We start from the raw sequence: 19694 nt of genomic DNA on the forward strand, positions 1-19694 counted from the left end.
ACCCGTGTCCCTGCCCAAGATCCAGCCCTACCCGCTGCCCACGGCGGACGAGGTCCCGGCCGGCCGGGTGTCCTGGCGGCCCGACGCGTCCCGCGCGGCGCTGCTCGTGCACGACGTGCAGCGCTACTTCCTGGCCCCCTACGAGGGCGCGCCGGTCCCGGAGATGACGGCCAACATCGCCGCGCTGGTCGCGTCCGCGCGCGAGCGGGGCGTGCCGGTGTTCTACACCGCGCAGCCCGGCCGGCAGGACGCCGCCGACCGCGGCCTGCTCACCGAGTTCTGGGGTGCGGGCATCGGCGCGGTCATCGACGACGACCCGCGCGCCGCCGACATCATCCCCGAGCTGGCCCCCGCGCCGGGCGACACCGTGCTGACCAAGTGGCGCTACAGCGCGTTCCAGCGCAGCGCGTTCGCCGACCAGCTCGCCGAGGCGGGCCGCGACCAGCTGCTGATCACCGGCGTCTACGCGCACATCGGCTGCCAGGCCACCGCCGTCGAGGCGTTCATGCGCGACGTGCGGCCGTTCCTGGTCAACGACGCCGTCGCCGACTTCTCCCGGGAGCGGCACGACCAGGCGTGCGAGTACGTCGCGCAGCGCTGCGGCGTCGTCACCACCACCGCCGACGTGCTGGCCGCGCTGGCCGCCCCGGCGCAGATCCCCGCAGGAGCACCGCGATGACCACCACGCCCCTGACCGCCGACCGCCTCCGCGCCGACGTCGCCGACCTGCTCGGCGTCGAGCCCGCCGAGGTCGACCAGGACGCCGACCTGCTCGACCTCGGGCTGGACTCGATGCGGATCATGAGCCTCGTCGAGCGCTGGCGCGCCGCCGGGGCCACCGACCTGGAGTTCGCCGACCTCGCCGAGGAACCGCGCCTGGAGCGCTGGACCGAGCTGGTCACCGGGGCGTCCGCGTGAGCCGCGTCGACCACCGCGACCGGCACCTGGAGCGCATCGCCGAGGTGCGCGCGGGCGGCGGCGAGGGGCGGGGCGCGGAGAAGGTGGGCTACCCCATCCGCGTCCGCGCGGCCGAGGTCGTGCGCACCACCGCGGTCGGCTCCGGGCTGCTGCGCGTGACGCTGGGCGGTCCGGGCACCGAGGGCTTCGAGGCGCACGCGCCCGACGAGCACGTGAAGCTGCTCTTCCCCGAACCGGACGGCACCCTGCGCCTGCCCGAGCAGAACGGGAACGTGCTGCGCTGGCCGCGGCCCTCGCCGACGTCGCGCGAGTACACCGTGCGCCGCTACGACCCGGCCACCGGCGAGCTGGACATCGACGTGGCGCTGCACGGCGGCGGCCTCGGCTCGGACTGGGCGCGCTCGGTCGAGCCCGGCGCGGTCGTGCACGTCGCCGGCCCGCCCGGCGGGCTGATCGTGCCGCACGACTACGACCGCTACCTGCTCGCGGGCGACCTCACCGCCCTGCCCGCCATCGCCCGGTGGCTGGAGGAGCTGCCGCGCACCGCGGCCGGCTGGGCGTTCATCGAGGTCGCGGACGCCGGCGAGGAGATCGAGCTGTCCGCGCCCGAGGACGTCGAGGTGCGCTGGCTGCACCGCGGCGACGCCCCGGCCGGCACCACGACCCTCCTGGCGGACGCCGTGCGCGCGGTCGAGGTGCCCGACGGCGAACGCCTCTACGCGTGGGTCGCGGGCGAGGCGGGCTCGATCAAGCCGCTGCGCCGCTGGGTCCGCGACGAGCTGGGCCTGGCCAAGGCCGACCACGACGTCACCGGCTACTGGAAGCGCGGCGTCGCCGACTTCGACGACGACCACGACCACTGACCCCCGCACCACCGACCCCCGCACCACCGAATCCCGAGGAAACCCCGATGTCCATCGCCAGAACCCCCCGCCTCGCCGCCGCGCTGGCGTTCACCCTCGTCGCCGCCGTCGGCTGCGGCTCCGCCGACGACGCCGGCACCGGTGCGCCGGCCTCCGCCGAGCCCACGACCCGGGTCTTCACCGCCGACAACGGCGACATCACGATCCCGGTCTCGCCCAAGCGGGTGGTGGCCACCGGGTACGCCGTGCCCGCCCTGCTGGAGGCGGACGCGCCCCTCGTCGGGATCTCCTCGTGGAAGCGCGGCGAGCCGCTGATGAGCGCGGAGGACCTCAAGAAGTACCAGGAGCTGGCCAAGGTCGCGGGCGAGTCGGCGGCCGAGACCAACTACGAGGCCATCGCGCAGGCCGAGCCGGACCTGATCGTCATCGGCGTGCCCAAGCCGGTGCTCGCCGACATCGACCTCAAGCGCCTGGAGGCCATCGCGCCGGTCGTCGCCATCGGCCCGTCGGTGCCGTCGGCGTGGCGCGACCTGTCCCGCAAGCAGGCCGACGCGGCGGGCGCGCTGTCCGCGTTCGACGCGGTGAAGTCCGAGTACGAGGAGAAGGCCAAGGGCCTCAAGGACAAGTACGCCGCCGTGCTGCCGACCCTGAAGCTCGGCCACGTCGGCGCGTACGGCGAGGTCGCCAAGGGCAACTTCCAGCGCGAGTTCAACGGCTCCTGGGGCACCAACGTCGCCCAGGACGCCGGCGCGACCTACTACGGCCAGGTCAAGGTCAAGGGCGGCGGCTCGAAGGACGTCAGCGAGTACCCGTCCATCGAGGAGCTGACCGCGGCGTTCAGCGAGGCCGACGCCATCACCTACTCGGTCGCCGCCGACGGCAAGGTCCCCGCCCCGGTCCAGTACGTCATGGACTCCCCGCTGTGGAAGGAACTGCCCGCCGTCAAGGCCGGCAAGACGTTCCCGTTCCGCTACACCGAGGCGGCCACCTACCGCTCCGCGATGAAGACGCTGGACGCGGTCGACGAGGCGTTCGCGCCGCTGCTGACCAAGTGACCGCCACGCGCCGGCTGCCGGGCGCACGGGTCGTGCTGCTGGTCGCCGCACTGGCCGTGCTGATCGGGGTGGCGGTGATCAGCGTCGGCATCGGCGCCCACGCCGTCGCCCCGGCCGAGGTCGTGCGGGCACTGCTGGACCACGACGGGTCGAGCGACCACGTCGTGGTCCGCGACATCCGGCTGCCCCGCGCCGTCCTGGCCGTCGGCGCGGGCGCCGCGCTCGCCGTCGCGGGCGTGCTCGTGCAGGTCCTGTCGAGGAACCCGCTGGCGGAGCCCGGCGTCCTCGGCGTCACGGCGGGGGCCGGGTTCGCGATCACCGTGGGCTCGGCGCTGGGCGCCACCGCGTCGGCGGCGGGGGAACTGGTCCTCGCCGTGCTCGGCGCGGTGGTCGCCGCCGTGCTCGTGTACTCGGTGGGCCGCCGGTCGCCGCTGCGGCTGGTGCTCACCGGCGTCGCCCTCAGCTCCGTGCTGGCGGGCGTGTCCCTGGGGTTGAGGTTGGTGCTGCCGGACGTGTTCGACGAGTACCGCTTCTGGTCGGTCGGGTCCCTCGCGGGCCGCGAGCAGGCCCCGACGACGCTGCCGCTGCTCGCCATCGCCGTCGCGGTGGCGGGCGCGCTGCTGCTGAGCAGGCAGCTCAACGCGGTCGCGCTCGGCGACACCGTGGCGCACACGCTGGGCGCGAACGTCGCCCGCGTCCGGGTCACCACGCTGGTGCTGACCACCGTGCTGGCCGGCGCGGCGACCGCGGTGGCTGGCCCGATCCTGTTCGTCGGCCTGATCGTGCCGCACCTGGCGCGGCGGATGGCGGGCAGCTCGGTGCCGTGGCTGGTGGTCTACGCGACCGTCCTCGGCCCCGTCCTGCTGCTGCTGGCCGACATCGGGTCGCGGGTGCTGCTGCCGACCGGCGAGGTGCCGGTCGCGGTCGTGACCGCGTTCCTCGGCGGCCCGGTGCTGATCTGGGCGGTCCGGCGGTACGGGGCGGCGGCGCTGTGAGCGCGGTCGTGCTGCGCCGCGGCCCGGTCTCGGTCCGGGTCGAGCGGCGGACGCTGGTGCTGGTCGCGGCGATGACCGTGGTCGTCCTGGGCCTCGGGTTCCTCGGCCTGTCCTACGGCGCCACGTGGGCGAACCCGGCGAAGGTGTTCGCCGCGCTCACCGGGTCGAGCGGCGGGTCGAGCGTGGTGATCCGCGAGTGGCGGCTGCCGCGCGTGCTCGCCTGCCTGGTGTTCGGCGCGGCGCTCGGCGTGGCCGGGGCGATCTTCCAGAACATCACCCGCAACCCCATGGGCAGCCCGGACGTCATCGGCCTGGACGCGGGCGCCTACACCGGCGCGCTGGTCGCGATCACCGTGCTGTCCGGCACGTCCGCGCAGCTGACCACCGCCTCGGTGGTGGGCGGCGTGCTCGCCGCGGCGGCCGTCTACCTGCTGTCCTCGGGCGGCGGGCTGTCCGGGCTGCGGCTCGTCGTCATCGGCATCGCGGTCAACGCGGTCCTGACCGCGGTCAACTCGTGGATCGTGCTGCGGGCGGAGCTGGAGGTCGCCATCGCCGCCGTGGGGTGGAGCGCGGGCTCCCTCAACGGCGTCGACTGGGAGGACGTGCGCATCCCGTTCGCCGTCATCGCCGTGCTGCTGGCCGTGCTGGTGCTGCGCTCCCACGCGGTGCACCAGGACGCGCTGGGCAAGGAGATGGCCGTCACCACCGGTGTCGGCGTGGACCGGCTGCGGCTGCTGCTCGTGCTCATCGGCGTCGGCTGCACGGCCACCGTCACCGCCGTCGCGGGGCCCATCGCGTTCATCGCGCTGGCCGCGCCGCAGATCGGCAGGCGGCTGGCCCGCGCGCCCGGCGTGCCGCTGCTGCCCGCCGCGCTGACCGGCGCGGTGCTCCTCCAGGGCGCGGACCTGGTCGCCCAGGTGCTGCTCGCGCCCGTCGCCCTGCCCGTCGGCGTGGTCAGCACGGCCATCGGCGGCTGCTACCTGATCTGGCTGCTCACCAAGGAGGTGCGGAGAGCGTGACCACGCGCCTGACCGCCAGGGACCTGACGCTGCGCTACGGCGACCGCGTGGTCTCCACGCGGCTCGACCTCGACGTGCCCGACGGCGCGTTCACCGCGATCGTCGGGCCCAACGCCTGCGGCAAGTCGACCCTGCTGCGCGCCTTCGTGCGGCTGCTGCGCCCGGCCGACGGGCACGTGCTCTTCGACGACCGCGAGGTGGGCTCGTACCCGAGCAAGGCGCTGGCCCGGGAACTGGGCTTCCTGCCCCAGGACCCGGTGGCGCCCGACGACATCCGGGTCCGGCAGCTCGTCGCCCGGGGCCGGTTCCCGCACCAGTCGCTGCTGTCCACGTGGTCCGAGGAGGACGAGGCCGCCGTCGTCGAGGCGATGGCCGCCGCCGACGTCACGGCGCTCGCCGACCGGCCCGTGCAGGAGCTGTCCGGCGGGCAGCGGCAACGCGTGTGGGTCGCCGTCGTGCTGGCCCAGCGGACGCCCTACCTGCTGCTGGACGAACCCACGTCGTTCCTCGACATCGCCCACCAGTACCAGCTGCTGGCCCTGCTGGCCCGGCTGCGCGACGAGGGCCGCACCGTCATCGCGGTGCTGCACGACATCAACCAGGCGTGCCGGTACGCCGACCACCTGGTCGCCGTGAAGGGCGGCCGGGTCGTCGCCCAGGGCGCCGCCGCCGACATCGTCGACGCCGAGCTGGTCAAGGAGGTCTTCGACCTGCCCAGCATCGTCGTGCCCGACCCGGTGACCGGCACACCCATGGTCGTGCCGTCGCTCTGAGCGCGGCGCACCCCCGATCCCAGGAGCACGAGTTGAGCACTGCCCACGCCCAGCGCCCGACGACCGCGGACGTGACACCGGTCGACGCGGTCCTCGACCTCACCGGCGCCCAACTGGGCATCTGGAACGCGCAGCGGCTGGAGCCGGACTCGCCCTACTACGTCGTCGGCGACGTCGTGGAGATCACCGCCGCGCCCGGCGGGGAGCGGGTGGACCCCGGGCTGGTCGCCCGCGCCGTGCGGGCCGCGTTCGAGGAGGCGGAGAGCCTGCGGCTGCGGGTGTTCGACACCCCGGCCGGGCCGCGCCAGGTCGTGTCCGACGAGCCGGTGCCGCTGCCCGCGGTCGTGGACCTGGGCGGCGAGGCCGACCCGAGGGCCGCCGCCGAGGCGTTCGTGGTCGCCGAACGGGCGCGCGTCGCCGAGGCGTGCCGGGGCATGGTCGACCGGGCGCTGTTCTCGTGCACCGTCATCAGGCTGTCCGACCGCGAGGTCTGGTACACGCAGCTGGGCCACCACCTCGTGTTCGACGGCTACACCGCGGCCATGCTCGCCCGCCGCACGGCCGCGCACCACACCGCGCTGGCCGCCGGCGCCCCCGCGCCGAAGCCGGCGTTCGGCCGGTTCGCCGACCTGGTCGCCGCCGACCGCGCCTACCGGGAGGGCGAGCAGTTCGAGCGCGACCGGGCCTACTGGCTGGACCGGCTCACGCCGCTGCCCGAGTTCGACGTGGACGACGCGGCGGCCTCGGGTCCGCCCGACCGCACCGTCACCGCCCGCGCCGTCGTGCCCGCCGACGAGGTGGCCCGGCTGCGGGAGTTCGCCGACGGCGCGGGCGTCACCTGGGGCGAGGCGCTGATCGCCTGCTACGCCGCGTTCCTGCACCGCGTGCAGGGCCGCGCGGACGTCGTGTTCGCGCTGCCGCTGATGTGCCGCACCGGCGTCGGCCTGCGCACCCCGGCGATGGCGGTCAACGTGCTGCCGCTGCGCGTGGAGGCGCGCGGCGACGACGACCTGGGCGAGCTGAGCAGGCGGGTGGCCGGGGTGATGCGCGGGATGCGCGCCCACCAGCGCTACCGCGGCGAGGACCTGCCGCGCGACCTGGCCGTGCCCGGCGCGGGCGCGCTGCTGCACGGCCGGGGCATCAACCTCAAGGCGTTCGACCTGACCCTCGACTTCGCGGGCGCCACCGGCGTGATGCGCAACGTCGCGGGCGGCCCGCCGGAGGACATGGGCCTCAGCGTGCTGCCCACCCGGGACGGCGGCCTGCTGCTCGGCTTCGAGGTCGACGCGCGCACCCACGACCAGGCGGCCGTGGAGCGCAAGCTGACCGCGTTCCGCACCCTGCTCACCGCCTGCACCTCCGCCGACGCGCCCGCCATCGGCCGGGTCCCGCTGGTCGGCGACGAGGAGCGGGCCGCGCTGCTGGGCGAGTGGGCGACGCCGCCGCTGCCGGGCGCGCCGCGCGACGTGACCGCGCTGCTCGACGACCTGGACACCGACGCGACCGCGCTGGTGCACGGCGGGGAGCGGCTGACCGGGCGCGACCTCGTGGCCCGGGTGCGCCGCCTGGCGTGCGCGCTGCGGGCGAGGGGCGTCGGGCCGGACGACGTGGTGGCGCTCGCGCTGCCGCGCTCGGTCGACCTCGTCGTGTCCCTGCTGGCGGTGCTGGACGCCGGGGCCGCCTTCCAGCCGCTGGATGTCGAGCACCCGGTGGAGCGGCTGCGCGGCCTGGTCGCCGACACCGGCGCGGTGCTCGTGCTGTGCACCCCGGCGACGGCCGGCGCCGTCCCGGACGGCGTGGCGCGGATGTCCCCGGACGACGACGGGGGAGCGGTCTCCGGGCCGTCCCCGGTGGACCGCGACCCGGAGCACCTGGCGTACGTCATCCACACCTCCGGCTCGACCGGCCGCCCCAAGGGCGTGCTCGGCCGGGTCGGCGGCCTGCTGGCGCTGCTGCACCACCACCGGTCGACCACCGTCGCCGAGGCGGAGCGCGCCGCGGGCAGGCGGCTGCGCGTCGCGCACACCTACTCGTTCGCCTTCGACTCGGCGCTGGACCAGCTGTCGTGGCTGCTGTGCGGGCACGAGCTGCACCTCTACGACGCCGAGACGGCCCGCGACGCCGACGCGCTGCTCGACGCCTACCGGCGCGACCGGATCGACGTCGTGGACACCACGCCGTCGATGGCCGCGCCCCTCGTGGACGCGGGCCTGCTGCTCGCCGAGCACGAGCACCGCCCCGCGCTGCTCGTGCTCGGCGGCGAGGCCACCCCGCCCGCGCTGTGGCGGCGGGTCGTCCGCTCCGGCGTCGCCGCGCGCAACATGTACGGCCCCACCGAGGCCGCGGTGGACAGCACCAGCGCCCGCCTCGACGGCGACGTGCCGACCATCGGCTTCCCGCTGTCCGGCACCCGCGCCTACCTGCTGGACAACGCGCTCCAGCCGGTGCCGCACGGCGAGCGCGGCGAGCTGTACCTGGCCGGGCCGCACCTGGCCCGCGGCTACCTGGGCGACCCCGGCCTCACCGCCGGGCGGTTCGTCGCCGACCCGTTCGGCGGGCCGGGCGACCGGATGTACCGCACCGGCGACCTGGCCCGCTGGGTGCCCGGCCGGGGCGTGGAGTACCTGGGCCGGCGCGACGGCCAGGTCAAGGTCCGCGGGCACCGGGTGGAGGTCGGCGAGGTCGAGGCCGCGCTCGGCGCGGTGCCCGGTGTGAGCGCCGCCGCGGCGACCGTCCGCGCGGACGGCGGCCCGGCCCGGCTGGTCGGCTACGTCGTGCCCGGCGCCGGGGCGACCGTGACGCCCGAGTCGGTGCGGGAGGCCCTCGCCGAGCGGGTGCCCGACCACCTCGTGCCCGCCGCGGTCGTGGTGCTGGACGAGCTGCCGGTCACCGCCAACGGCAAGCTGGACCGCGCCGCGCTCCCCGCGCCGAGGGCCGCGGGCGGCGGTCGCGCGCCGTCCACCGAGCGCGAACGCCTGCTGTGCGCGGTCGTCGCCGAGGTGATGGGCGCCGAGCGGGTCGGCGTGGACGACGACTTCTTCGCCCTGGGCGGCGACAGCATCACCGCGATCAGCGTCAGCAGCCGGCTGCGGGCGCGCGGCCTGGAGCTGCGCCCGCGCGACCTGCTGGCCCGCCGCTCCCTCGCCTCGCTCGCCGCGGCGGGCCGCGAGGTCGACGGCGGACCCGCCCCGGTGGTCGACGACCCGACGGGCCCCGTGCCCGCGCCGCCGATCGTGCGCGCCCTGCTCGACGCGAACCCCGACGTGGCCGACGTCGCCGGGTACGCGCAGTGGACCGCCGTGCGGGTGGACGACCCCCTCGCCCTGGACGACCTGGTGGCGGGCGTGGCCGCCGTGCTCGACCGGCACGACGCCCTGCGCCTGCTGGTCACCGGCGACGGCCTGGTGGTGCGCCCGCGCGGCGCGGTGACCGCCGCGGTGGACGAGGTCACCGCCGGGGAGGACGAGGTGACCGCGCTCGCCGAACGGCTGGCCGCGTCCCTCGACCCGCGCACGGGCGACCTGGTGCGGGTGGCCCTCGTGCGCACCCCCGCCGACGCGCCGGACCGGCTCGTCGTGGTCGTGCACCACCTCGTCGTGGACGGCGTGTCCTGGCGCGTGCTGCTGCCGGACCTGCGCACGGCCTGCGCGGGCGGCCCGCTCGCGCCCGCCGGCACGTCGTGGCGCGGCCACGCGCTGCTGCTCGCCGAGCAGGGGGAGACCGGCGCCCGGCGCGGCGAGCTGGACCACTGGCGGCGCGCCGCCGGGTACGAGGGCATCGGCGCCCGCCCACTGGACCAGGCCGTCGACGTGGTGGCCACCGCGGACCGGAGCACCACGACGGCGTCGCCCGAGGTGACCGCCGCCGTGCTGGACGCCCTGCCCGCCGCCTACCGCGCCGGCGTGGACGAGGTGCTGCTGGCCGCGCTCGTGCTGGCCGTGCGGCTGTGGGTGCGCGAGGCCCGCGACGCGGTGACCGTCACCGTCGAGGGCCACGGCCGCGAGCAGCTCGCGCCCGGTGCCGACCTGTCCCGCGCGGTCGGCTGGTTCACCTCCGAGCACCCGGTGCGGGTGCCCGCCGACGCCGTGCGCGCCGACGCGGACCTGGCCGACGCGCTCGCGGGCGGTGACGCCGCCGGGCGGCTGCTGCGGGCGGCCAAGGAGGCCAAGCGCGCCGCGCCAGACGGCGGTGTCGGGTACGGCGTGCTGCGGCACCTGGACCCGGAGACGCGGGACGGGTTCGCCGCCGTCCCGCCGCCCGACCTGCTGCTGAACTACCTCGGCCGGTTCGCCCCGCTGCCCGGCACCGGGTGGCGGCTGCCCGAGCACGACCCGTTCGCCGTGGTCGAGCCCGCGGGCAAGGCCCTGGAGCAGGTGCTGGCGCTCAACTGCTTCGTGCACGAGGCCGGGGCGCGCGGGGACGGGGGCCGCGGGGACGGCTCGCACGGGGACGGGGCGCCGCGCATCGCGGTCGAGTGGACCGCCGCCGGCCTGGTGCTGCCGCCCGCCGCCGTGGCCGGGCTCCAGGAGGCGTGGGCGACCGCCCTGGGCGCGCTGGCCGCGCACGCCGGGCGCATCGGCACCGGCGGCGGCGGCCTCACCCCCTCGGACCTGCCGCTGGTCCCGCTCGACCAGGCCGCGATCGACGCCCTCGAACGCGACGGCCGGGTCGAGGACGTGCTACCCGCGACCCCGTTGCAGGTCGGGCTGTCCTTCCACAGCCTGGTGCGCGGCGACGAGGACGCCGACGTCTACGTCGTGCAGGCGATGACCCTGTTGCGCGGCGAGCTGGACGCCGACCGGATGCGGGCCGCGACCGCCGAGCTGCTGCGCCGCCACCCCGCGCTGCGCGTCCACCTGCACACCACGGCCGCCGGCGACGTCGTGCAGGTGGTCCCGGCGGACGTCACGCTCGACTGGCGGCAGGTGGACCTGCGCGCCGAGCCCCGGCGCGACGACCTGCTGACCGAGCACTGCCGCGCCGAGCTGGAGCGCCCGTTCACGACGACGAGGCCGCCGCTGATCCGCTTCCTGCTGTGCTCGCTGGGCGCGGACGAGCACCGGCTGGTCATCACCAACCACCACGCCCTGCTCGACGGCTGGTCCATGCCGCTGGTCGGCCGCACGCTGCTGGCGGTCTACGCCGAGCTGGGCGGCGGCCCGGCCGCGCCCGTCGCGCCGTCGCCCGCCGAGTACCACCGCTGGCTCGCCGACCGCGACCACGACGCCGCCCTGGACGCGTGGAAGGGGGCGCTGGCCGGTGTCGACGAGGGCACCCGGCTCGCCCCCGCCGGCGCGGCGTCCGCAGTGGACCGGCCCGAGCGGGTGACCGTGGGCCTGGGCGAGGGGTTCAGCGACCGCCTGCGCGCGTTCGCCCGCGACCGGGGGATCACGCCGACCACCGTGCTCCAGGTCGCGTGGGGCGTGCTGCTGGGCCGGCTCACGGGCCGGCGCGACGTCGTGTTCGGCTGCCCGGTCTCCGGCCGGCCCGCCGAGGTCGACGGCGTCGAGGCGATGATCGGCCAGCTCGGCGGCACCATCCCGGTGCGCGTCCGGTACGAGCCCGGCGACACCGTCGCCCGGCTGCTGGACCGCGTGCACGAGGAGAGCGTGGCGCTCAGCGAGCACCACCACGTCGGCCTGCCGGACGTGCAGCGGGCCGTCGGGGTGGGCGAGCTGTTCGACACGATGCTGGTGATGGAGAACTTCCCCCTCTCCAGCAGGCGGCGCACGCCCCTCGCGCCCGGCCTGGACCTGGTGGGCGTGGACATCACCGACGCCACGCACTACCCGCTCACCGTCATCGTCATCCCCGAGGACGAGATCGTCGTCGGCCTCGGCTACCAGCCGCACGCGTTCGACGAGGGGACCGTGCGCGGCTACGGCCGCTGGCTGCGCACCCTGCTGCACGGGATCGTCGACGACCCGGACCGGCCGGTGGCCCGGCTCGCCGCGCTCGACGCGGAGGAGCGCGACCGCGTGCTGGCCATGGGCCGCGGCCCCGAGCCGACCCGCGAGCGCGGCGGCTGCCTCGCCGAGTTCGCCACGTGGGTGGACCGCACGCCGGGCGCGGAGGCCGTGGTGTGCCGCGACCGGTCGCTGACCTACGCGGAGCTGGACCGGCGGGCCAACCGGCTCGCGCACGCCCTGCTCGACCGGGGCGTGCGACCGCAGGACGCCGTGGCCGTGCTGCTCGGCCGCGACGTGGAGATGGTCGTCGCGCTGTTCGGCGTGCTCAAGGCGGGCGCGGTGTACGTGCCGATGGACCCGGACTACCCGAAGGACCGGCTGGCGCACATGCTGGGCGACGCCGCGCCGACCGCCGCCGTGACCGCGGGGGACGCGCCGGTCGTGCTGTCCGGGCTGCCCGTGCTCGACCTCGCCCGACCGTCCACGTTGGACGGTCCGGCGGAGTGGGACGCCGACCCGGTCGACGCCCGCCGCGACCTCACCGAGGACTCGCTGGCCTACGTCATCTACACCTCCGGCACGACCGGGAAGCCCAAGGGCGTCGCCGTGCCGCACCGGGGCGTGCCCAGCCTGATCTCCCTCCAGGAGGACGTGGTCGGCATCGGCGAGGGGGAGCGGTACCTGCACTTCGCCTCGACGAGCTTCGACGTGGCCTTCTGGCAGTTCATGCTGCCGCTGCTGTCCGGCGGCACGTCGGTCATCGCGCCGGAGGAGGTGCGCGTGCCCGGTGACGAGCTGGTGGACTACATCGCCGAGCAGCGCTGCACGGGCGTGAACCTGCTGCCGTCGTTCCTGGCCGCCGTGCCCGACGACCGCACGGTCGACCCGGACGTGTTCTTCGTCGTCGGCGCGGAACGCCTCGACCCCGAGCTCGCCCGCCGCTGGGGCGCGGGGCGCCGCGCGCTGTTCAACGCCTACGGCCCGACCGAGGTCACGATCAACTCGGTGACCTGGCACTACGACCCGGACGACGAGGGGCCGCTGCCCATCGGGCGACCCGACCCGGAGGTGCGCGCCTACGTGCTCGACGGCGGCCTGCTGCCGGTCGGCGTCGGCGTGACCGGCGAGCTGTACCTGGCCGGGCCGAAGCTGGCCCGCGGCTACCTCAACCGCCCCGGACTGACCGCCGAGCGGTTCGTCGCCGACCCGTTCGGCCCGCCCGGCGAGCGCATGTACCGCACCGGCGACCTGGTGCACTGGCGGCCGGACGGGCAGCTGGTGTTCCTCGGCCGCGCCGACCACCAGGTCAAGGTGCGCGGGTTCCGCATCGAGCTGTCCGAGATCGAGACCGTGCTGACCCGGCACCCCGACGTGCGGGCGTGCGCGGTGGTCGTCCGCGAGGACCGGCCCGGCGACCGCAGGCTCGTCGGCTACGTGATCCCCGCCGACGGCGCCGAACCCGGCGCGGACGCGCTGCGCGAGCACCTGTCGGCCGAGCTGCCCGACCACATGGTGCCGTCCGCGTTCGTGCTGCTCGACCGGCTGCCGCTCGGGCCGAGCGGCAAGCTCGACCGGGCCGCGCTGCCCGCGCCGGGCACGGGCGCCTCCGCGGCGGCCCGGGAACCGGCCACGCACGCCGAGACCGTGCTGCTGGCCGTGTTCCGCGAGGTGCTGGGCACCGACGAGGTCAACCTGGACGACGCGTTCCTCGACGTCGGCGGCGACAGCATCGTGTCGCTGCGCGTGGTCTCCCGGGCCCGGCGCGAGGGCCTGTCCCTGACCGCGCGGGACGTCTTCGAGGGCCGCACGGTGGCCGGCATCGCCGCCCGCTGCGGCGGCGCGGAGCAGACCGAGGAGGCCCCCGCGACCGGCGACGCCCCGCTGACGCCGGTCCTGCGGGACCTGCTGCGGCGCTCCGGCGCGTCCGCCGACCGGTTCTGCCAGTGGGTCGAGGTGGTCGTCCCGGCGGGCGGCGACCTCGCCACCTGGCACGCGGTGTTCGACGCCGTGCTGGCCAGGCACGACGTGCTGCGCGCCCACCTGGCCGGCGACGTGCTGCGCATCCCCGCCGTCGGCGCGGTGACCGGGGCCGACGTGCTCACCCGGGTGGCCGCCGGCGACGACCCGCGCGCGGCCGCCGACGCGCACGTCGCCGACGCCCGCGCCCGGATGGACCTGCGCACCGGCCCGCTGCTGCGCGCCGCCTGGGTCGACGCCGGGCAGCGCCCCGGCAGGCTCGTCCTGGTCGCGCACCACGCCGCGGTGGACGCGGTGTCCTGGCGCGTGCTGCTCGACGACATCGCCCACGTCCACGGGACCGGCCGGCCGCTGACCCGGCACGGCCAGTCCTTCCTGGGCTGGGCGACGGCGCTGCGCGACGCCCGGCCGCACCGCCGCGCGGAGCTGCCGCACTGGCGGCACGTCGCCGCCGCGCCGCCGGCCGCGACGACCCCGGACCCGACCAGGGACACCGCGGCCACCGCCGTCCACCACGTGGTCCACCTGGACCCCGCCACGACGCGGACCGTGCTGACCACCCTGCCCGCCGCCTACCGCACCACCCCGGACACCGTGCTGCTCACCGCGCTCGCGCTGGCCGTGGCGGAGTGGCGCGGCACCGCCCCGGACCTGCTGGTGGCCCTGGAGAGCCACGGCCGCCCGCCGCACGCGCCCGACCGCTCCGGCCCGGTCGAGCTGTCCCAGACCGTCGGCTGGTTCACCGCCGTGCACCCCGCCCGGGTGGAGGTGCCGGACGGGGGCGTCGCCGCGGCGCTGAAGGCGGTCAAGGAGCAGCTGCACGCCGCGGGCGACGGCCTCGGCTACGGCGTCCTCGGCGACGAGGCGCCCGCCTGCGCCCCGGAGATCAGCTGGAACTACCTCGGCCGCTTCCCCGCCCGCCCCGCCGGGGACGTCCCGTGGCAGGCCCCGGCGGACGCCGACCCGCTCGGCTCGGGCGGCGGTGACGACCTGCCGCTGCCGCACTCGCTGATGATCAACGCCCTGGCCCGCGACGACGGCGCCGGCGAGGCGCTCGGCATCCGGTTCACCTGGCCCGCCGCGCTGTTCACCGAGGCGGGGATCGGGGCGCTGGCCCGGTCCCTGACCGCCGCGCTGACCCGGATCGCCGAGGACCCGGCGGCCGTGGCGGGCGCCGGCCTCACGCCGTCCGACCTGCCCCTGGTCCCGTTCGACCAGGCCACGATCGACGCGCTGGAGGCCGGGTACCCGGTGGCCGACGTGCTGCCGCTGACCCCGTTGCAGCAGGTCGTGCTGCGCCACGCGCGGGCGCACGCCGACGACCCGTACACCGTGCAGGCGGCGTTCACGCTGTCCGGCGCGCTCGACGTCGAGGCCCTGCGCGCGGCGGGCGACGCCCTGCTGCGGCGGCACCCGAACCTCGGCGCGGTGTTCCCGCCGTCGCCCGCGGTGCAGGTGGTCCCGCGCGACCCGCGCCCGGCGTTCCGCGTGCTCGACGTGGACGACGTGGACCGCGCGCTGGACGCCGACCTGGCCGAGCCGTTCGACCTGGCCGTCGGCCCGCCCCTCCGGCTGACCGTGCTGCGGTCCGGCCCGGGGCGGCAGGTGCTCGTGCTGACCAGCCACCACGTGCTGTCCGACGGGTGGTCGGCCCCGCGCATCCTCACCGAGCTGTTCGCGCTCTACGCCGGTGGCGCGCTGCCCGAGCCCGTGCCGTTCAGCCGCTACCTGCGCCACCTGTCCACGCTGGACCGGGCGGAGCACCTGCGGGCGTGGCGGGCGGAACTGGCGGACCTGCCCGAGGGCGACTACCTGACCCGGGGCCGCGACGTGGTCGTGGGCGCGGCCGACCCCGTGCTGTTCCGGGTCGACGCGCCCCTGGTGGCGGAGTTGACGCGGGAGGCGGCGCGGCGCGGCCTGACCCCGAACGCGCTCCTCCAGGGGGCGTGGGCGGCGGTGCTCGCGGCCCGCTCCGGGCGGCGGGACGTGTGCTTCGGCGCGATGGTGGCCAACCGGACCGCCGACGTCGAGGGCGTCGAGGAGATCATCGGCTTGGTCGCGGGCACGGTGCCGGTGCGCGTCCGGTTCACCGGCACCGTGTCCGACGCGCTGGCGGACGCCCAGGCGCGCCGGCGGGCCATGGCGGAGCACGACCACGTCGGGCTGCCCGAGCTGGAGCGGCTGACCGGCCGCGACCGCCTGTTCGACAGCCTGGTGGTGTTCGAGAACTACCCGGTGGACCCGGCGCGGCTGCGCGAACCCGCCCCCGGCCTGACCGTCACCGGCACCCGGTTCCGCGAGCGCACGCACCACCCCGTGACGCTGACCGTCGTGCCGGAGGGGGGCGCCTGGACGGGCGTCCTCGGCCACCAGGCCGGGCTGTTCGGGCGCACCGAGGTCGAGGCGCTGGCGGCCGAGCTGCTGCGCGTGCTGCACGACCTGCCCGCCCACCTGGACGCGGACCTGTCCGCCCTCGTCGGGGAGCCGACGCCGTGAGCGGGCCGACGGCGGCCAAGGTGGACGCGGCGCTGTGGCGCACGGCGTTCACCCTGGTCCTCGGCACGTTCATGGCCACGTTGGACAGCACGATCGTCTCCGTCGGCATCGACGCGCTGGCCGACCGGTTCGGCGCGCGGGTCACCGACATCCAGTGGGTCACCACGGCCTACCTGCTCGCGGTGGTCACCGCCGTGCCCGCCTCGGGGTGGCTCGCGGACCGGTTCGGCGGCCGACGGGTGTGGATCACCGCGGTGGCGGTGTTCCTGCTGGCCTCGCTGCTGTGCGCGCTGGCCTGGTCGCTGCCGAGCCTGGTGGCGTTCCGGGTGCTCCAGGGCCTGGCCGGCGGGCTGCTCCCGCCGACCGGCCAGGCCCTGCTCGCGCGCGCCGCCGGCCGCGAGCGGATCGGCCGCGTGCTCGGCGTCGTCTCCGTGGTGCCGCTGCTGTCCCCGGTCCTCGGGCCGCTGGCCGGCGGGTCGGTCCTGGCCGTCGCGGACTGGCCGTGGCTGTTCTACGTCAACCTGCCGATCGGCGCGGCGGCGATCCTGCTCGCCCGCCGCACCGTGCCCGCCGTGCCGCCCGCCGAGGGGCGCACGCCCTTCGACGTGCGCGGCGCGCTGCTGCTGTCGCCCGGCCTGGCCGTGCTGGTCTTCGGCCTCACCTCCGTCGACCAGGCCGTCCCGGCCGCGGTGTCCGCCTCCGCCGTCGCGGTGGGCGCGGCGATGCTCGTCGGGTTCGTCGTGCACGGCCTGCGCACCCGGGGCACGCCGCTGATCGACCCGCGCCTGTTCACCCGGCCGCCGTTCGGCGTGGCGGCGCTCGCGCTGGCCGTCCTCGGCGCCTCCGTCTTCGGCACCATGTTCCTGCTGCCGCTGTACCTCCAGACCGGCGGCGGACTGTCCGCCTGGGAGACCGGGCTGCTGCTCGCGCCGCAGGGCCTGGGCGCGGCGGTCGGGTCGGTCCTCGTCACCCGCGCGGTCGACACCGTCGCCCCGCGCACCCTCGTGCTGACCGGCATCGCGCTCGTGGCCGCGGGCACCGCCCCGTTCACGCAGCTCCACCACGCCCTGCCGGACGCCGTCATCGTGCTGTCGCTGCTCGTCCGCGGCGCCGGCGCGGCCATGATCGGCGCACCGGTGATGAACATCGTCTACAGCCGGATCGAACCGGCCCGGCTGCCCCGGGCCGCCGGGGCGCTCAACCTGCTCAACACGGTCGGTGGCTCCGTCGGCACCGCCGTCCTCGCCGTCGTCCTCGGCAGCCGGCTGGCGGCGCGCGGACCGGACACGCCCGCGGCGTTCGCCGACACCTTCTGGTGGGTGCTCGGCTTCGCCCTGGTGGCAGCACTCGGGGCGACGAGGTTGCCCCGCCCCGTTCACGAGAAGGGCCACTCAGATGCCTGACCAGGACACCCTGCCCACACCCGGCGAGGTCGCCTCGGCCCACTCGGTGGCCGGGGCGGTGGCCCGGCACCGGGAGACCGTCACCGACGTGCTCGCCGGGCGCGACCCCAGGCTGCTCGTCGTGGTCGGCCCCTGCTCCGTGCACGACCCGGTCGCGGCGCTGGACTACGCGCACCTGCTGAAGGGCGCCGCCGACCGCTTCGCCGACGACCTCGTCGTGGTCATGCGCGCCTACCTGGAGAAGCCGCGCACCGTCTCCGGGTGGACCGGCCTGCTGCCCGACCCGACGCTCGACGGCAAGGGCGACATCGCGGCCGGCGTCCGGCTGGGCCGGGCGTTCCTGGCCGAGGCGGCGGCCACCGGGCTGCCCCTGGCCTACGAGTTCGTCGACCCGGTGCTGGCCCACTACGTGGCCGACGTCGTCACGTGGGGCGCGGTGGGCGCGCGCACCGTCGCCAGCCAGCCGCACCGGCACCTGGCGTCGTGGCTGCCCCTGCCGATCGGCATGAAGAACTGCGTCTCCGGCCGCCTGGACACCGCCGTGGACGCGATCCGCGCCGCCGGCCTGCCCCACGCGTTCCCCGGCGTGGCCGCCGACGGCAGGCTCACCACCCTGCGCAGCACCGGCAACCCCGACGCCCACCTGGTCCTGCGGGGCGGCCCGACGCCCAACTACGGCGCCGCGCACGTGGCCGGGGCCCTGGCCGCCCTGTCCGCAGCAGGCGTGCCGCCCCGCGTGGTGGTCGACGCCTCGCACGGCAACAGCGGCAAGGACCACCGCCGCCAACCGGCCGTGGTCGCCGACCTGGCCGCGCAGGTCGAGGACGGCAACCGGGGGCTGGTGGGCGTGATGATCGAGTCCTACCTGTCGGACGGCAGGCAGGACCCGGCGTCGAACCGGCTGCGCCCGGACCTGAGCGTCACCGACTCCTGCCTGGGCTGGGACAACACCCTGCCCCTGCTGCACGCCCTGGCCCGCGCGTCCCGCGCCCGGAGGTAGGCGCCGTCCCGCCGCCCGGCGACGGCGTGCCGACCTAGAAGTCCACCGTCGCGCACGCCAGGCGCGCACCCGCCGTGCCGGCCTTGCCGGGTTCGGTGGCGGTGCGCTGGGCGTGCAGCACGACCGACCCCGCGCGGCGGTCCGCGAAGCGCCAGTCGACGGTCGTGGTGACGGTCGCGCGACCCCGGTGGTCGGTGGTGAGGTCCAGCCAGATCTCGTTGGCCGGGTTGGCGTAGGCCGGGTCGACCGACGGTTGGACGGGGTCCACCTCGTGCTGGTGGTGGGCTCCCGCGTCGGTCGGCAGCGCGCCGCACGGCCGCTGGTGCGCGTGCGCGCCGTAGGTGCGGTCCGGCGCCAGGCCGTAGACGCTGAGCAGCGTCCGCGTGCCGTGCCGCGTCGGGGTGGCGACGACCATGACGGCCGCGCCGGGCGCGACCAGGGCCGGGTCGTAGGTGTAGGCGCGGGTGGCGGTCGCGGGTGCGGCGAAGCGGGCCACGGTCACGGCGACCCCGCCGGCGACGGGCGCGGCGTCGGCCGCGGGGGTGGTCGCGAGGGGTGCCGCGAGGGCGGCGACGAGCAGGGCGACAGGACGGTTCACGTCTCGTGCCTTCCGGGTCTTGGCGGCCGTCGGTGGTCACCCGAAGTTACCACTCGACTACGCGCCGGTCGGCGCACGGCGCGCACGACCGGGAAGACCACCACGACCGCCAGGGCGAGCACCGGGGTCGACCGCCCCAGCACGAACTCGCCGAGCGCGTAGTCCGCCGCCGGCACGGCCAGGCACAGCGCGAACGCCCGGCCGGACGCCGTCCTGGGCTTGACCGGCGCGACCCACGGCGTGCGCCCGAACGGCTTGGCCACCGACAGCCACACCTGGCACGCCAGCGCCGAGGCCATCAGCAGCGACCCGACCCGCATCATCAGCGGCGACCCGCCGGGGTGCAGGTTCGGGCTGAGCACGAAGATCCCGACGTAGAGCTGCGTGAACGTGACGACCGTCTTCAGCAGCACCCACCAGTGCCGGGAGTAGCCCCACGGGGTGAGGCCGGACAGCATCAGCCCGGTGAACGCCGACGTGGTGGCCATGAACTGGAGCACCTCGACGTCGAGCAGCAGCGCCGCGTCGAACGCCGCGAGCCGACCGGGCCCGGACAGGGCGTAGTCGACCACCACGAACAACGCCAGCGCCATGAACATCCAGCCGGTGGACGCCACGACGTGCGCCCAGACCAGCAGTTTCCGACTCATCGGCGAACCCCCACTAGTAGCCGTCCTACATATAGTAC

At 76.4% G+C, this 19694-nt stretch carries 12 protein-coding genes; 10 read left to right on the top strand and 2 right to left on the bottom strand.

From position 1 onward, the window contains the following. The first annotated feature begins 4 nt into the window (after nucleotides 1-4). From ACR807_RS09605 to ACR807_RS09650, 10 genes are read left to right on the top strand one after another with little or no spacing between them, the layout of a single operon-like run. On the top strand, nucleotides 5-679 hold the full coding sequence (locus tag ACR807_RS09605; protein WP_438920877.1) for an isochorismatase family protein: 675 nt from the start codon (nucleotides 5-7) through the stop codon (nucleotides 677-679). Next, entirely contained in the window at nucleotides 676-918 is a 243-nt protein-coding gene (locus ACR807_RS09610; RefSeq protein ID WP_438920878.1) for a phosphopantetheine-binding protein, read from the top strand. Before ACR807_RS09605 ends, ACR807_RS09610 begins: the two co-directional genes overlap by 4 nt. Further along, a complete protein-coding gene (locus tag ACR807_RS09615; protein WP_438920879.1) occupies nucleotides 915-1781 on the top strand; it encodes a siderophore-interacting protein in 867 nt (288 codons plus the stop codon). The genes ACR807_RS09610 and ACR807_RS09615 overlap by 4 nt, the downstream gene beginning before the upstream one ends. Nucleotides 1782-1828: 47 nt before the next feature. Then, nucleotides 1829-2836, top strand: coding sequence for an ABC transporter substrate-binding protein (locus tag ACR807_RS09620; protein ID WP_438920880.1), 1008 nt, complete (start codon nucleotides 1829-1831; stop codon nucleotides 2834-2836). Next, nucleotides 2833-3831: a FecCD family ABC transporter permease gene (locus tag ACR807_RS09625; protein WP_438920881.1), complete on the top strand. Its 999-nt coding sequence runs from the start codon at nucleotides 2833-2835 to the stop codon at nucleotides 3829-3831. Before ACR807_RS09620 ends, ACR807_RS09625 begins: the two co-directional genes overlap by 4 nt. Next, the gene (locus ACR807_RS09630; protein WP_438920882.1) at nucleotides 3828-4850 is read left to right on the top strand and encodes a FecCD family ABC transporter permease; all 1023 of its coding nucleotides are present in this window, start codon (nucleotides 3828-3830) and stop codon (nucleotides 4848-4850) included. Before ACR807_RS09625 ends, ACR807_RS09630 begins: the two co-directional genes overlap by 4 nt. Beyond that, nucleotides 4847-5623: an ABC transporter ATP-binding protein gene (locus ACR807_RS09635; protein WP_438920883.1), complete on the top strand. Its 777-nt coding sequence runs from the start codon at nucleotides 4847-4849 to the stop codon at nucleotides 5621-5623. Before ACR807_RS09630 ends, ACR807_RS09635 begins: the two co-directional genes overlap by 4 nt. Before the next feature lie 32 nt (nucleotides 5624-5655). Then, nucleotides 5656-16005, top strand: a complete 10350-nt coding sequence (locus ACR807_RS09640; RefSeq protein WP_438920884.1) for a non-ribosomal peptide synthetase — start codon at nucleotides 5656-5658, stop codon at nucleotides 16003-16005. Beyond that, nucleotides 16002-17408: an MDR family MFS transporter gene (locus ACR807_RS09645; RefSeq protein WP_438920885.1), complete on the top strand. Its 1407-nt coding sequence runs from the start codon at nucleotides 16002-16004 to the stop codon at nucleotides 17406-17408. Before ACR807_RS09640 ends, ACR807_RS09645 begins: the two co-directional genes overlap by 4 nt. Next, on the top strand, nucleotides 17401-18408 hold the full coding sequence (locus tag ACR807_RS09650; protein ID WP_438920886.1) for a 3-deoxy-7-phosphoheptulonate synthase: 1008 nt from the start codon (nucleotides 17401-17403) through the stop codon (nucleotides 18406-18408). Before ACR807_RS09645 ends, ACR807_RS09650 begins: the two co-directional genes overlap by 8 nt. A 34-nt stretch (nucleotides 18409-18442) precedes the next feature. Here ACR807_RS09650 and ACR807_RS09655 read toward each other — a convergent pair whose 3' ends face one another. Both ACR807_RS09655 and ACR807_RS09660 read right to left on the bottom strand, forming a co-directional pair. Next, nucleotides 18443-19006 carry a superoxide dismutase gene (locus ACR807_RS09655; protein ID WP_438920887.1) on the bottom strand — a complete coding sequence of 188 codons (564 nt, stop codon included), beginning with the start codon at nucleotides 19004-19006 and terminating at the stop codon, nucleotides 18443-18445. Then, a complete protein-coding gene (locus tag ACR807_RS09660; RefSeq protein WP_438920888.1) occupies nucleotides 19003-19656 on the bottom strand; it encodes a hypothetical protein in 654 nt (217 codons plus the stop codon). The genes ACR807_RS09655 and ACR807_RS09660 overlap by 4 nt, the downstream gene beginning before the upstream one ends. Nucleotides 19657-19694: the final 38 nt, after the last annotated feature.

Origin of the sequence: Saccharothrix sabaoui (assembly GCF_051756985.1) — a bacterium.
Classification (GTDB): Bacteria; Actinomycetota; Actinomycetes; order Mycobacteriales; family Pseudonocardiaceae; genus Actinosynnema.